The following is a 15,729-nucleotide window of genomic DNA, read 5'->3' on the forward strand; positions in this document are numbered from 1 at the left end:
GCTACCGGCGCTACTGGACCTCAGGGTGTTCAAGGTAACACGGGTGCTACTGGCGTTACCGGTGCCACTGGACCTCAAGGTGTTCAAGGTAACACAGGCTCTACCGGGCCTCAAGGCATTCAAGGACCAACGGGTGCTACCGGCGCTACTGGCATAGGAGTTACTGGACCTACTGGGCCAACTGGACCTAGCTTCCCTATAGCAACAATTGTTGTAACAAACAATATTCAGCAAACAGTACTGCAATTTAATAACTTTATTTTTAGTACTGCAATTAACGTAAACAATATTATCTTCAACGGCACAGATACAGTTACTGTTATTAACGGTGGTATTTATGTAATTAGCGTATCCATTTCTACAACTGCGCCAGGATGCGCTCCACTCGGAGTAGGAATTTCAATTAATGGAGCAGTCGCAACTGATAATTTCTCTTCAAATTTAATAGGCGACTCACTTTCATTTACTACAATAGAAACATTAGCAGCTGGTGCAAGAATCTCTGTCCAATCTACTCTTAATGAGATTACGATCCCTGCGACAGGAAATACTAACATCCGCCTTACTGTATTTAGAATCGCTTAAATTTCACTATATATTGTTTATGACAAATAAAAAAAGAGCGAGGAAACTCGCTCTTTTTTGTTATGTACAATAATTCATTACTATTCTAATTCAATTGAAACATTTTTTTGTGGTACAAATGTAGAAATTGCATGTTTATAAATAAGCTGTTGCTTACCTTCTGTTTCCAGCAGGACTGTAAAATTATCAAATCCTTTAATTAGTCCACGAAGCTGGAAACCATTTAATAAGTACAGCGTAACAAACGTATTTTCTTTACGGAGTTGATTTAAAAACTGATCTTGAATATTGATTGATTGCTTCATGTCGAATCCTCCTCTTTTTCTCTACTTACTATTATTCGACTTTACTTGTAACTTTCCTTCTATGTATCGTAAAATTTCTGACGTTTTTTCACCGTCTGTAACATCAAACCACGTGACATCCATTTTATTACGGAACCACGTTAATTGACGTTTTGCATAACGACGCGAATTCGTCTTTAATTGTGACACCGCATCTTCTAAAGAGGCTCGATTCTCAAAATAATCATAGATTTCTTTATATCCAATCGCTTGAATAGATTGACAATCTCGTATCCCTCTATTATACAGCCCTTCTACTTCCTCTAATAGGCCTTGTTCCATCATCAAATCCACTCGTAAGTTAATGCGATCGTATAGCATTTCTCGATCCATTGTCAAGCCAATTAATGAAACATCATAGAGTAACTCTTTTTCTTGTTTCTCAATTTGTTCACTCATTTTTTCACCCGTCGTGTGGAAAATTTCTAACGCCCGAATGACACGTCGTACATTATTTGCATGAATACGCTCCGCACTTTCTGGATCTACTTCTTGCAATTTTTTATGTACATATTCCACACCGCGTTCTAAAGCTAACTTTTCCATTTGCTCTCGGTATATCACATCACCAGCATCATCTGTAAACTGATAATCGAATAAAACAGATTGTATATAAAGACCGGTCCCACCAACTATAATTGGTAATTTACCACGTTCTGTAATTTCTCGAATATGCTTGCGAACACGTTCTTGAAATTCCGCGACAGAAAATGAATCTTCCGGATTTTTTATATCGATCATATAATGTGGAATTCCGTCCATCTCTGCTTTTGTTACCTTTGCGGTTCCAATATCCATCGTTCGATAGATCTGCATGGAATCACCACTAATAATTTCACCGTTCAACGCTTTGGCAAGATCGATACTTAACTTCGTCTTTCCAACAGCAGTTGGTCCAATGATGACAGCAACTTTTTCACGTTGCACTTCTCCCATATCATTCAACTCTCTTTATGTAATATACTCCATCTATTGATTATACCCAATCTTACCAATTTTAACGGCATGATTGCAAGTTCTTTCATTTCGGTACATGAAATTATACAGAAAAAAGAACATAGTTTGTCCAATTCTGCATATACATGATAAAAATAGTTTCGAGAGGATGAGTTAACTATGAAACAATCCACCATCAATTTTTCATCTTTGACAAAAGACCTCATTTTAGCCACTTCTACAAAAGAACAAAATTGTTCACAAGAGGAATTATACTTCGCCCTAAATTGTTTACTACGGGCTTTTCATTCTACTCTCCATGAAACAACATTACATCCAGAAAATAAAAATACAGAATATATACAAACGCAATTTTGCAGTGCATATAAAATTATTACAGGTAAAACTATTTATCCATTTCAATAATCCATAAAAAGCGGCTGCTTACATAGTTTCAAGCAACCGCTTTTTATATTAATATCGATAACCTATTGTATAACTTTCACTTTTACAGATTTGCGCCCCCAGCTATTAGCACTACCATCTGAACCGACTAATACATCAATACGATTTCCTTTAATCGCACCACCGGTGTCTCCAGCAATCGCTTCTCCATATCCTTCTACCCATACTTTTGATCCAAGCGGAATTACTTTCGGATCAACAGCAATTACTTTCATATTTGGATTTGCTGTTAAATCATGCCCCATTGCAGTTAATACACGACCACCATACGAACCATTCTCACTCGGATCTGCTGTATATGCCGTCGCTTCTACTGTAATTTCACGACCACCAGTAGGCGCACTTGTTTCAGTAGATTTTGCAACTGGTTTTGCAGCCGGTTTTTCTTTTACCACAGGTTTACTTGATTCTACATTCTTAATAGAATCATTACTCTTAACAGACTCTTTATTCTTAACTACTGTATTATTTTTAACTGGCGTATTTGTTCTAGCTGGCGCTTCTTCTTGAGCTACAACCTCTTTCTTTTCGATTACAGGTGCTGTTCCTGTTAAAAATGGCACGTGAACATATCCAACTTTTCCATTGTAGTCGAATTGTAACCATTCATTTTGAACTTGATTCGTCGTTTCAATCACATCATTTTTATTAAGTTTACCTAAAATTTCAGAATCAGTATTCGCTCCAGCACGAACATTTAATACGCCCGCCGTTACATAATATGTGCTCTTTGTAAAATCGGCACTTACAAACGCTTCCTTACCGTTCAACTTAATTTTTGTCCATCCATTTTCTGTATTTATAACATCTAGTGTATTCCCACTGAACACTTTACCTACAAGCTTTGACTCTACATTTGGGTTTTCTCTAACATTTAATACGTCTGTTGTTACAATTGTTTCCGCTTTAGCAGAACCCACAAAAATCCCAAGACCAAAAACTGCTGCTGTTGCTATACCTAATAATTTTTTCATGAATAGCCTCCATTTGCTTTGTTTTCGTATTTTCATTATAGCAACAGATTTTTAGAATTTTTAGAAATCACACAATTACAAAGCATTCGTAATATACGATTAACGAGTTGTAACATAAATTTCCATATTAATAAAATGCATTTCTAATACAATCTTCAGTGGTTTTCATATATTTTTCATATACGAGCACAAGAACTTTTTCCCAGAAAAAATTACAGTGTTACTTTTTTGTTACAAAAAATTCACAATTCGTTACATCTTTTACCAAAAAACATCAATATTCAATTGTTAACCTATTTTTTTGTAATAAAAAGAGAGCAGCTACTAAAAACTGCTCTCTTTTTATTTGTTATTGAACTTTCTTTTTCCAAACACCTAGCATAACAGCCGAGACAATTGTTCCAATTAATATAGAGAAAATATATAGTAACGGTTTATTTACTAACGCTATTACAAATAATCCACCATGCGGTGCCGGTAATGTAATTTGGAATAACATAGATAACGCACCTGCAATACTTGAACCAACAACACAACTTACGATTACTCGAACCGGATCTGCAGCTGCAAACGGAATCGCACCTTCTGTAATGAACGACGCTCCCATAATATAATTTGTTAAACCAGATTTACGTTCCGCTTCTGTAAACTTTGATTTAAAGAATGTAGTTGCGAATGCAATCGCAAGTGGTGGTACCATCCCACCAGCCATAACTGCTGAGTGCACTCCAAAATTCTGCGCTTCTATTGCAGCAATACCAAACGTAAATGCCGCTTTATTAATTGGCCCCCCCATATCAATTGCCATCATACCACCTAAAATAAGACCTAGTAATATAGCATTCGTACCGTTTAAACCATTTAACCACCCTGTCAACATTTCATTTAATGCTACTACAGGCGGAATTACTACTTTTTGCATTACAACTCCTGTAATCAATAATCCAAAGACTGGATATAACAATACAGGTTTAATTCCTTCTAATTGTACTGGTAGTCCTGAAAATAATCTTTTCAACCCTAAAACAACATATCCAGCTAAGAAACCAGCAATTAATCCACCTAAAAATCCAGCATTCGCATTCGCCGCTAAAAATCCACCTACAACACCAGGCATAAAACCAGGACGATCAGCAATAGAACTTGCAATAAATCCAGCTAAAATTGGTACAAGGAATAAAAACGCACCTGTTTTTCCTCCACCAATTGACATGAACAATTCAGCTAAAGGACCTTCCGCCTTTATACCACCAAACGAAAACGCTAGCGCTATTAAAATCCCGCCACCAACAACGAATGGAAGCATATTACTTACACCGCTCATTAAATGCTTATAAATTCCTAATCCTTTTTCTCCCTCAATACTTTCTGATTTCCCGTCCTCTTTTACACCTTTAAAGATTGGTGCATCTTGTTTGACAGCTCGCTTAAGCAGATTTTCCGTTTTTCGAATCCCATCAGCAACTGGCACTTGAATGACATGTTTACCAGCAAAACGATTCATTTCTACTTGTTTATCCGCCGCAACAATAATAGCTGTTGCACGTTCAATATCCTCTTTCGTTAAACCGTTTTTAATACCTGTTGATCCGTTTGTTTCAACTTTAATCGCTATTCCTAACTCTGTCGCTTTTGCTTTTAAGCTATCCGCTGCCATATATGTGTGAGCGATTCCAGTTGGACAAGCTGTAACAGCAAGTACGTACGGTTCATTTCCTTCTGGTTTTGCGACTTCAATCTCTTCTTCTTTTTCATTCTCTTTTTCATCAAATAGTTGAAGAAGCTCACTTTCATCCTTTGCTTCTAATAGTTGCTTGCGAAATCCTTCATCCATTAATAATGTCGATAAACGAGACAACGTTTCTAAATGAGTATTATTCGCTCCTTCACTTGCAGCAATCATAAAGAATAAGTGTGCTGGCTGTCCGTCAAGCGACTCATAATTGATACCGCTTACACTTCTACCAAAACAAATCGATGGTTGTTTAACAGCCTTTGTCTTCGCATGAGGTATTGCAATACCTTCCCCTATTCCAGTCGTACTTTGGGCCTCCCGCTTTAAAATAGCTTCTTTAAATTCCGTTTTACTATTTAAACGATTTGCCCCGTTTAATTTCTCAACTAATTCATCTATGACAGCTTCTTTATTTGAAGCTGTCAAATCCATAATGACTGTATCCCTTTTTAATAGTTCTGTAATTTTCATATGTTGCTTCCCCCTATCGCTTAGCTACAATTACTTGCGACAATAATTCTTCTACTTTTTCCTTCTTACATAAATCAGCTGAAAATGCTGTTGCACTCCCTGTTGCAACGCCGTATTGAAATGCCTTTTCAATATCTTTTGTCTGTTCATATTTGCCTACAAACCCTGCAACAAGAGAATCCCCGGCCCCAACTGAATTAATTACAACACCTTTTGGAACAGTCGCTTCATATATACCTTCTGCCGTAAATAATAAAGCTCCCTCTCCAGCCATCGATACGATAACGTGTTTTACACCTTGTTCAATTAATTTTCTTCCATAAGGTAAAACGTCCTCTACTGTTGAAAGCTCCACTCCAAACAACTCACCAAGTTCATGGTGGTTTGGCTTAATTAAAAATGGCTTATTTTTAATTACATGTTGCAGTGCACTTCCACTTGCATCTACTACTACACGAATACCTTTTTCAGCTCCAAACGCAGCAATTGATTCGTAAAAGGTACTTGGAATAGAAACTGGTACACTCCCAGCAAGTACAACACAATCTCCAGGTTGCATACTCTCAATTTTTTTCATTAACTGTTCGAACTGCTCTTTTGTTACAATAGGACCTTGGCCATTTAATTCTGTTTCTTCTTCCCCTTTTATTTTCACATTAATGCGAGTATCTTCATCTACTTGGACGAAGTTTGTTGTTACACCTTCCGTCTGTAATACCTCTTTAATAAATTGACCAGTAAATCCACCAGTAAATCCAAGTGCTATATTTTTAACACCTAAACGCTGAAGAACACGAGAAACATTAATTCCTTTTCCTCCAGGAAACTTCATATCTTTTTCCGCTCGATTTATTGTTCCTAAATCAAAGGAAGAAACTTGCACTACATAATCAATAGATGGGTTTAAAGTAACTGTATAGATCATTGTTTATCAGCCTCAATTACATTGGTTTGTTGTTTATATTTTTCTAAATCAATTTCTAAATGGTTTGTAATAATATTTGCATCTTCAACATTTGCAATTTTCGCAAACGCAACTTCTGAAAACTTACTTTCATCAATTAAGAAATATCCTTCGTTTGCTAATGTTAATGCCATTTGTTTTAAGAGCGCTTCTTCTGGATCTGGCGTTGTAAAGCCAAGCTGTTCATGTACACCATTTGCACCTAAAAAACATTTATCAAAACGATACTTCTGCATACTTTCCTGTGCCATAGCACCGATTAAAGCTTTCGTCCTACTCTTCATCATTCCGCCTAGTAAATACGCACGAATATTATTTTCAACTAAAGCTTCAATATGCATAAGTCCATTCGTAACGACAGTAACATCTTTATTTATTAAAAATGGAATCATTTCAAATGTTGTACTTCCTGCATCTAAATAAATACAATCACCTTGTTCAATAACGCTAGCCGCATACTTAGCAATTTGTTGTTTTATTTGAATGTTTTTGGATGATTTTTCGACCATCGTTGGTTCTTGCCCTTTTCCTGTTAAAACAGCGGCACCACCATGAACTCTTTTTAATAACCTTTGCTTTTCCAATTGTGCTAAATCACGGCGAATTGTCGACTCAGAGCTTTCTGTTCTTTCAACTAATTGCTGTAATTTTACAACTTTCTGTTCTTTTACAAGTTGCAATATCATTTGATGACGTTCAGGAGTTAACATTTTATTCACCTCTTCTTTGATTACAGTATAATGAAAACGGTCACAAAAATCAACCATAAACAATCAAAAATAACCAAAAACATCCACAAACATTTATAAACAGCAAAAAAAGAAACCTATTCGATCAAACAATCAAATAGATTTCTTTTCTAAATTCACTTATAAAGAAGCTTTATATATACTTAAAACATCATCTTTATTTAATTTTTTAAAGTTACCAAATTCACCATACGCCATCGCTTTATCCGCCATTAAATCAATTTCATTTTCTCCAATAGCGTAATCAGATAATGTTACTGGCGCCTCAATTGAAGTCCAAAATTGACGTAACGCCTGAATTCCTTCTAACGCAATTTCTCGATCAGTCTTTCCATCTGTTTCTACATTGAATACTCGAATAGCAAACTGTTTAAAACGACTTACATTTCCCTCTACAACATGCTTCATCCAGTTCGGGAATAAAATCGCAAGGCCACCCCCGTGTGGTATATCATGAACAGCAGAAACTGCATGCTCAATATTATGAGTCGCCCAATCTCCTTTTACTCCCATTGCTAAAATGCCGTTTAACGCCATAGTACCACAATATAAAATAGTTTCTCTATGCTCATAATTTTCTAAATCACTTAAAAGCTTAGGAGCTGTCTCAATTACTGTTTTTAAAACAGCTTCACAATAACGATCTTGTAGTTCTGTATTCGTTCCATGATGGAAATATTGTTCTAATACGTGCGACATAATATCTACCATACCGTAAATTGTTTGATCTTTCGGTACAGAAGTAGTATGAACTGGATCTAAAATCGAAAACTGCGGGAAAGTAACCGGGCTACCCCATCCATACTTTTCATTCGTTTCCCAGTTTGTAATTACCGAGCCTGCATTCATTTCAGATCCTGTTGCTGCAAGAGTAAGTACAGTACCAAATGGTAATGCCTCATTAGCAAATGTTTTTTTCGTTACAATATCCCATACATCTCCATCGTACTTACTACCAGCTGCAATTGCCTTCGTACAGTCGATTACACTTCCTCCACCAACTGCTAAAATAAATTCAACACCATTCTCTTTACAAATTTGAATCCCTTTCTTTACAGTTGATACACGTGGATTCGGTTCAACACCTGTTAATTCAAATACTTCTGCATTAATATCCTTTAAAATAGAAATTACATTATCATAAATACCGTTTCTTTTAATGCTGCCTCCCCCGTATACGAGAAGAACTTTTTTACCGAACTGTGGAATTTCAGTTTTTAACTGTTCTAATTGACCTTTACCGAAAATAAGTTTCGTTGGATTACGAAATACAAAATTTTGCATATTTCTTTACCATCCCTTCTATATGAAAAGCAACTATACTTTTGTATACCATATTTTTTTCATTTCACAAAAATATTTGCCTAATAAAAAAATCCCAGCCTACAGGCTGAGATTTTTTTATTGGTAATAAGGTGAGATCATTAAGTAAACAATAACACCAGATAAACTTACATATAACCAAATCGGCATCGTCCAACGTACAATTTTACGGTGACGTGTTAATTGATTTGTAAAACCAAATACAAGCGCAAACAATGCAAGTGGTACGATAATTGCTGCTAGGATAATATGTGTAATTAAAATGATGAAATACACATATTTAATGAATCCTTCTCCGCCAAAATGTGTTGCCGGTGCTAAGTAATGATACGATAAATACGACACACAAAATAGTAAAGTTGTCGTAAATGCTGCAAGGATAAAACCACGATGCATTTTCACATTCTTTTTAATAATAGAGAATAACGCTGCTAATAAAAATACGAACGTAAAGCTATTAAAAATCGCGTTTAACATTGGTAAAATCGTTACATCAAAATGTACTTCTCCTTCATAGCCAACAGGTCCAAAGAACAAAAATAAAATAATCGCATTTACAATTACAGAAAGCGTTATCACAATAGGAGCATAGCTTTTCTGATTTGTTGATTGATCCACCAAAATGGTCACTCCCTCTTCCTTCAAGTATGTATACATAACCTCACTATTTTAACATATTATTCACAGTGTAAATGTGACAATAGTTTGACACAGCAAGACCAGACAAAGAAAAAAATCCTTCTTAATAAAACTTCTTAAGAAGGATTTTATCGCTTTATTATTCAAATAGCAATGCGATTAGTTTTTGTTAAAAAATGTATCGCTATATGCTTGAAAAATTTCAGACACTTGATATCCCATTAATGAAATTGCTGTTAATGAAAAGAAACCAATCATAAGAAATCGAAACCACATATAAATCTCCTCCTTGTATTTAGCTTAAAAAACGTTAGCTACCTTACAAGTTGAGTGGCACTCTTCATCATCACTTTCCTTTTTCCTTACAATTGCTGTAATAAATCGAATCATAAAGAAAACTACAAAAGGAAATTGTTCGTAATTCACATTGGCATAGTTTAGCAACGGCTCGCGCTGCACATCGAACGGAGATGAGAAGGAATAGAACATACCTTGCTCTTCCATATATACAATTACAATTTTCATGCAAAATACGATTCCTAGAAACGAAACAATATCTTGCCATTCTGTCGTATATAACAGGTTATACAGCTCTAATACGTACTCTTCCATCATCATCCCCCCTTCCTTTTTTACCATTTTGCTCGCCTTCGTATAAAAAGTCAAGAAAAAAGTTTATATCCACTATGACAATAGTAATTACTTGTTTCTATGATTATATATGATTCTTTTATAGCAATGACTGGGTGTAACTCTCTTCGAAAATAAGAAAATTAGAATCGAACAGATTCCTCATTCTTACTTTTAGGATTCAAAACTGTGCTATTTTTATTTCTATTAAAAATAAAATAAGAAAGTATGATAAGAACTGTAACAAACATTGTTAAAAGTGCTTGTGAACGTAAAGTATCAATTGCGAACATCGCAACTAAAACTGCTATAATAGCAGCAATTGTAACATACGTTACATACGGAAAAAGCCACATTTTCACTTTCAAATTTTGTTGTTCTACTTTCCCCATTTTTTTACGCATCTTTAAATGCGAAACTGCAATAACGAGATAAACTAGTAACGCAATCCCGCCAGATGCATTCACTAAAAACAAAAAGACTTTATCTGGAGAAATGTAACTAAACACAACTCCAATATAAGCGAAGAAAGTTCCAAATAAAACCGCTCGAACGGGAACACCACTACTGTTCAATTTTAAAAATGACTTTGGAGCATCTCCTCTTTCTGCCATTGAAAAAAGCATTCTTGAATTTGTATATAAGCCTGAATTTAAGCAAGAAAGTACAGCTGTTAAAACGATAAAATTCATAATTTGTGCTGCCGCTGGTATTCCTATATGTTCAAGTACAGCTACAAATGGACTTTTTAATATGTTTGCTGAATTCCATGGCAGTAGCGTAACAACTACCGCTATAGACCCAATAAAAAATACAAGAATACGCCAAATCACACTGTTTGTTGCTGTTTTTACTGCTTTTACAGGTTCTGCAGATTCACCAGCCGCTACTGCTACAATCTCTGATCCCATAAATGAAAATATAACAACAGTAATTCCAAGCAGGACCGAACTTATACCGTTTGGCATAAATCCACCTTGTCCAATTAAATTCGAAGTGCCGGGTGCTTCTGTTCCTGGAACAAATCCTAAAATAACAGCAAGACCTAGACAAAGGAACAAAACAATACTTATTACTTTAATAAAAGAAAACCAATATTCAAACTCTCCAAATGATTTCACCGAAAAAACGTTCGTCAGCGTTAATAAAATTGTTAATATTAAACTTAATAACCAAAGCGGTATTTGTGGAATCCAATATTGGATAATACCAGCACCTGCTGTGGCTTCTATTGCAATAACAATTACCCAAAAAAACCAGTATAACCAGCCTATTGTATAACCCGCCCAAGGACCAATCGCTTCTCTTGCATACGTTGCAAATGAACCACTTGTCGGATTAACAGCTGCCATTTCTCCTAGCATTCTCATGACGAAAATGACTAGAAGTCCTGCTAATGCATATGAAACGATAGAACCTGGTCCTGCCGAATGTACAACTGCACCACTTCCAACAAACAAACCAGCCCCTATTACGCCGCCAATTGAAATCATTGTAATGTGGCGTATTTTGAGGTCTTTCTTTAGATTTTTATCCAAATCTTGTACATCCCCTTCCAAACTAAATTTTGAAACTTATGTAAGAGTACTGTGCGAAAGATTTTGTTCTATACGTTAAAATATATCAAAATATTCTGAATTTAACAATTACAATTCAACCTTCTTCAAAAATTATTACATTAGGTTTAATACTTTCCCATACACAATTGTTGAGAAAATTATAGTTCCTTTACAAAAGAAAGAATTTTCAGATATTATTAAATAAACAAGATTATACATCTAGACAACTTTTTGTATAGGAGTGTTGATATGTTAAACAAGTTCAAATTTTTTTGTTGTATTTTAGTAATGTTCTTACTTCTACCGCTATCCCCTTTCCAAGCACAAGCAGCAAACAATTTAGGTTCAAAATTACTCGTTGGATATTGGCATAACTTTGATAACGGTACTGGCATTATTAAATTAAAAGACGTTTCACCAAAATGGGATGTAATCAATGTATCTTTTGGTGAAACTGGTGGTGATCGTTCCACTGTTGAATTTTCTCCTGTGTATGGTACAGATGCAGACTTCAAATCAGATATTTCTTATTTAAAAAGTAAAGGAAAGAAAGTAGTTCTTTCAATAGGTGGACAAAATGGAGTCGTTTTACTTCCTGACAATGCCGCTAAGGATCGTTTTATTAATTCCATACAGTCTCTAATCGATAAATACGGTTTTGATGGAATAGATATTGACCTTGAATCAGGTATTTACTTAAACGGAAATGATACTAATTTCAAAAATCCAACTACTCCCCAAATCGTAAATCTTATATCAGCTATTCGAACAATCTCAGATCATTATGGTCCAGATTTTCTATTAAGCATGGCTCCTGAAACAGCTTATGTTCAAGGCGGTTATAGCGCATATGGAAGCATATGGGGTGCATATTTACCAATTATTTACGGAGTGAAAGATAAACTAACATACATTCATGTTCAACACTACAACGCTGGTAGCGGGATTGGAATGGACGGTAATAACTACAATCAAGGTACTGCAGACTACGAGGTCGCTATGGCAGATATGCTCTTACATGGTTTTCCTGTAGGTGGTAATGCAAATAACATTTTCCCAGCTCTTCGTTCAGATCAAGTCATGATTGGGCTTCCAGCAGCACCAGCGGCAGCTCCAAGTGGTGGATACATTTCGCCAACTGAAATGAAAAAAGCTTTAAATTATATCATTAAAGGAGTTCCGTTCGGAGGAAAGTATAAACTTTCTAACCAGAGTGGCTATCCTGCATTCCGCGGCCTAATGTCTTGGTCTATTAATTGGGATGCAAAAAACAACTTCGAATTCTCAAATAACTATAGAACATATTTTGATGGTCTTTCCTTGCAAAAATAACAAAGTAAAACTATAATTAGCCCCCATCAATCGGACATTTATGGGCAATCAATGCAGGATAAAAACAGCAATAGGACCCTTTATAGGTCCTATTGTTGTTTTTTATTTATGAAAATTACTTTGTCACATCTAAAGTTTTAAGAAACTGTTTTCCATCGCCCAACATCGCACGTTCCTCCGAATCATATTGTTAAATATTCTAGTCACTCTTTTGCTTCAACACAAAAACTGAAAGTTCAGGTACACTACAAAATCTAACAGGCATCCTAGTAGTCCCAATACCACGATTTACATATAAATATAACTGCTTACTCTTCCCCTCCACTTCATACATACCTTCAACATAACTCTCAGCTAGTTTGGTAGTAATTAACGGACCTACAAAAGGGATTTGGACTTGTCCCCCGTGACTATGTCCTGACAGTTGAAGATCAACTGGGTAACGATTTATTTTGGTTACAACATCCGGCTCATGTACTAATAACATGTTGAAATCATTTTGTTTCAAGTTTTTTAAAGTTGAATCTATTTTCGGCTTCCCTAATAGAAAATCATCCAAACCTGATATTGTAATATATTTGCCGTTTTCCACTTTAATTTTCTGCACTTCATTTACTAATACAGAAAAACCAGCTTCCTCCATATATTTTTTGTAAAATAAACTACCGCCCCCGCCCCTATCATGATTCCCAAACACAGCATATTTCCCTAAGGGAGCATAAATTTTCTGCAAAATAGCCTTCGCTCCCTCTCTTTCTGCACTATAAGAACCAAATTTATCTATTAAATCTCCGGTAAAAACTACTATATCTGGATGTAATTCATTCATCTTCTCCACCAAATGTTCAAGTTGCTTCAATGTAAACTCTGGCCCTAAATGTACATCTGAAAACTGTAATATTTTTTTATTATTAAATTCTTTAGGAATTGCAGAAGCTTCTATTTCATTCCATGTAACTGTTACTAGTTTTCGTTCTATTTCTGTCGCATAATAATACAAACTTACTAGTATCATTAATATACTTATAAAACTAATAATAAATATCTTTACGATTGATTTTTTTCGTTCTTTTTTTACATGATTCGTATTCATGTTTTCACCTCTAGAAACACTTTAAATCCTTATTGTTACATTAATGTGACAACATGAACAATGTTATTAATATGTAATTTCCTCCCTATTCACTTTGACAATTTTATACAGAAGTCATACCATATTTTTATAATATATATATTTTCGAATCTTTTTCTATTCATTCCATCATTTTATTACGGAGGGGTTATTCATGTCTGTATTTACACCAGAAGAAATTACGGAACTTGCTGCGAATTCCGGAAGGAAAAAAGCTCATTTATCATTACTCCCTATGCTAATTCTCGGTTTTTTTGGCGGTGCTTTTATCGCATTAGGGTATTTACTCGATATTCATGTTATTGGAACAATGCCAAAATATTGGGGATCATTTACTAGTTTTCTAGGCGCTGCTGTATTCCCTATCGGTCTTATTCTCGTTATTCTTGCAGGCGGTGAACTAGTAACTGGTAACATGATGACAGTTTCTATGGCTTGGCTTCAAAAGAAAATTACTTTATTTCATTTCATACGAAATTTAGTTATTGTTACGTTTAGCAATTTCATAGGGGCTGTATTTGTAGCCTACTTTTTTGGCCATATCGTTGGCTTAACTGAAGGAGCTTTTTTAGCGAAAACTATTTCTATCGCTCAAGCGAAACTACAAGATACACCATTGCAAGCATTTATTTCTGCAATCGGATGTAATTGGCTCGTTTGTTTAGCTGTTTGGCTCAGTATGGGAAGTAAAGAATTTATCGGAAAGATTATCGGTATTTGGTTCCCAGTTATGACTTTTGTTACGATTGGATTTCAACACGTTGTAGCAAATATGTTTGTCATCCCAGCCGCAATTTTTGCCGGTCATTTCACTTGGGCTGAATATTTTCCAAACTTTATTTTTGTTTTCTTTGGAAATTTAGTAGGAGGTATGTTATTTGTAGCACTACCTTACTTCATATCTTATAATAAGAAACTATCTTCTTATCAAGAGAAGACTGAAATGAAGAACAAATCTCTGTCGGCTTAAATAGAATGTCTATAAAGAACCCTAAAAATATTACAAATTTCATTTTTTTTGCGAATATATGTACGTACACTTGTTCTCGAATGTTTTATACGTTATAATAACAACTTAAATAGCATTATTTACATATGAGGTGAAAAACATGAACAAAACAGAATTAATTAAAAACGTAGCACAAAATGCTGAGATTTCTCAAAAAGAAGCTACTGTAGTTGTACAAACTGTAGTAGAATCAATCACTAACACTTTAGCTGCTGGTGAAAAAGTACAACTTATCGGATTCGGTACATTCGAAGTTCGCGAAAGAGCTGCTCGTACAGGCCGTAACCCACAAACTGGTGAAGAAATGCAAATCGCAGCTTCTAAAGTACCTGCTTTCAAAGCTGGTAAAGAACTAAAAGAAGCTGTAAAATAATGAAAAATATCCTTCTCATTTATGAGAAGGATATTTTTTCATAACATAATTAATAAAAATCTGACCATTATGCTGTTTCTTTTGTTCTTTTATGCAAATAAAATCTTTACTTTCAAAAAAAGGTTTTGCGGTAATGCTCGCCTCTGTATATATCTCCCTATGTCCCAAGTTCACTGCTTCTTTTTCTAACTTCTGTAGTATGTATGAAGCGACTCTTTTCCCTTGATAATCTTTATGCGTAAATAAACGATCTACGTAACGATCATCGTTATAATCCCCAAACCCCACAATCATACCTTTATGATCCGCTACATAGCTAATATTCTTTTCTAAAGACTGTAACCAATTTTCTCTATCTAGTCGCTCCGGTGCCCACGCCTGTAGCTGTAACTCATTATAATCTTTTGCATTAACCGTATGAACTGTTTCATAGAACAATTGTAATACTTGATCTAAATCTTTTTTCTGGAATGTTCTAATTATAATATCTTTTAACATATATAAGTCTC

At 35.0% G+C, this 15,729-nt stretch carries 17 protein-coding genes; 5 read left to right on the plus strand and 12 right to left on the minus strand.

All coding sequences use genetic code 11. The features are described 5' to 3' along the window. Positions 1-585, plus strand: a 585-nt coding sequence (locus DN401_RS17370) for a Gly-Xaa-Xaa repeat protein (RefSeq protein WP_149287889.1), incomplete at its 5' end; no start/stop codon positions are given. A gap of 80 nt (positions 586-665) precedes the next feature. Here the strand turns inward: DN401_RS17370 and hfq are convergent. Beyond that, a complete protein-coding gene (gene hfq, locus DN401_RS17375; protein ID WP_000813896.1) occupies positions 666-890 on the minus strand; it encodes an RNA chaperone Hfq in 225 nt (74 codons plus the stop codon). A 21-nt stretch (positions 891-911) separates the two neighbouring features. Further along, a complete protein-coding gene (gene miaA, locus DN401_RS17380; RefSeq protein WP_000504929.1) occupies positions 912-1,865 on the minus strand; it encodes a tRNA (adenosine(37)-N6)-dimethylallyltransferase MiaA in 954 nt (317 codons plus the stop codon). Positions 1,866-2,045: 180 nt separating this feature from the next. Here miaA and DN401_RS17385 point away from each other — a divergent pair, with 180 nt between their 5' ends. Continuing rightward, positions 2,046-2,291 (plus strand): hypothetical protein, encoded by a 246-nt coding sequence (locus DN401_RS17385; RefSeq protein WP_000814429.1) that lies wholly within the window; start codon positions 2,046-2,048, stop codon positions 2,289-2,291. Positions 2,292-2,353: 62 nt separating this feature from the next. Here the strand turns inward: DN401_RS17385 and entD are convergent, their stop codons facing one another. The 8 genes from entD to gabP form a co-directional block, all read right to left on the minus strand. After that, the gene (entD, locus tag DN401_RS17390) at positions 2,354-3,304 is read right to left on the minus strand and encodes a cell wall-binding protein EntD (RefSeq protein WP_000734640.1); all 951 of its coding nucleotides are present in this window, start codon (positions 3,302-3,304) and stop codon (positions 2,354-2,356) included. Positions 3,305-3,653: 349 nt separating this feature from the next. Next, positions 3,654-5,510: a PTS fructose transporter subunit IIABC gene (locus DN401_RS17395; RefSeq protein ID WP_000704605.1), complete on the minus strand. Its 1,857-nt coding sequence runs from the start codon at positions 5,508-5,510 to the stop codon at positions 3,654-3,656. Between the two features lie 13 nt (positions 5,511-5,523). Continuing rightward, entirely contained in the window at positions 5,524-6,435 is a 912-nt protein-coding gene (gene pfkB / locus DN401_RS17400; RefSeq protein ID WP_000640859.1) for a 1-phosphofructokinase, read from the minus strand. After that, positions 6,432-7,184 carry a DeoR/GlpR family DNA-binding transcription regulator gene (locus DN401_RS17405; protein WP_000957279.1) on the minus strand — a complete coding sequence of 251 codons (753 nt, stop codon included), beginning with the start codon at positions 7,182-7,184 and terminating at the stop codon, positions 6,432-6,434. Before DN401_RS17405 ends, pfkB begins: the two co-directional genes overlap by 4 nt. A gap of 159 nt (positions 7,185-7,343) precedes the next feature. Continuing rightward, on the minus strand, positions 7,344-8,507 hold the full coding sequence (locus tag DN401_RS17410) for an iron-containing alcohol dehydrogenase (protein WP_001179093.1): 1,164 nt from the start codon (positions 8,505-8,507) through the stop codon (positions 7,344-7,346). Between the two features lie 117 nt (positions 8,508-8,624). After that, on the minus strand, positions 8,625-9,167 hold the full coding sequence (locus DN401_RS17415) for a DUF420 domain-containing protein (RefSeq protein ID WP_000228315.1): 543 nt from the start codon (positions 9,165-9,167) through the stop codon (positions 8,625-8,627). Between the two features lie 318 nt (positions 9,168-9,485). Further along, positions 9,486-9,824 carry a hypothetical protein gene (locus tag DN401_RS17420; protein WP_121868051.1) on the minus strand — a complete coding sequence of 113 codons (339 nt, stop codon included), beginning with the start codon at positions 9,822-9,824 and terminating at the stop codon, positions 9,486-9,488. A gap of 134 nt (positions 9,825-9,958) precedes the next feature. Continuing rightward, a complete protein-coding gene (gene gabP, locus DN401_RS17425) occupies positions 9,959-11,353 on the minus strand; it encodes a GABA permease (protein WP_000360113.1) in 1,395 nt (464 codons plus the stop codon). Between the two features lie 270 nt (positions 11,354-11,623). Between gabP and DN401_RS17435 the strand changes: the two genes are divergently transcribed. Next, positions 11,624-12,706, plus strand: a complete 1,083-nt coding sequence (locus DN401_RS17435; RefSeq protein WP_000932436.1) for a chitinase — start codon at positions 11,624-11,626, stop codon at positions 12,704-12,706. Positions 12,707-12,905: 199 nt separating this feature from the next. Here DN401_RS17435 and DN401_RS17440 read toward each other — a convergent pair whose 3' ends face one another. After that, a complete protein-coding gene (locus tag DN401_RS17440; RefSeq protein ID WP_001095336.1) occupies positions 12,906-13,799 on the minus strand; it encodes a metallophosphoesterase in 894 nt (297 codons plus the stop codon). A gap of 193 nt (positions 13,800-13,992) precedes the next feature. On the opposite strand from DN401_RS17440, the gene DN401_RS17445 reads away from it, so the two are divergent. Continuing rightward, positions 13,993-14,808, plus strand: coding sequence for a formate/nitrite transporter family protein (locus DN401_RS17445; RefSeq protein WP_086401011.1), 816 nt, complete (start codon positions 13,993-13,995; stop codon positions 14,806-14,808). A 139-nt stretch (positions 14,809-14,947) separates the two neighbouring features. Further along, positions 14,948-15,220, plus strand: coding sequence for an HU family DNA-binding protein (locus tag DN401_RS17450; RefSeq protein ID WP_001043904.1), 273 nt, complete (start codon positions 14,948-14,950; stop codon positions 15,218-15,220). Between the two features lie 15 nt (positions 15,221-15,235). Here the strand turns inward: DN401_RS17450 and DN401_RS17455 are convergent, their stop codons facing one another. Next, positions 15,236-15,718 (minus strand): GNAT family N-acetyltransferase, encoded by a 483-nt coding sequence (locus DN401_RS17455; protein WP_000910167.1) that lies wholly within the window; start codon positions 15,716-15,718, stop codon positions 15,236-15,238. Between the last annotated feature and the right edge of the window lie 11 nt (positions 15,719-15,729).

Origin of the sequence: Bacillus sp. BF2-3 (genome assembly GCF_008368795.1) — a bacterium.
GTDB lineage: Bacteria > Bacillota > Bacilli > Bacillales > Bacillaceae_G > Bacillus_A > Bacillus_A cereus.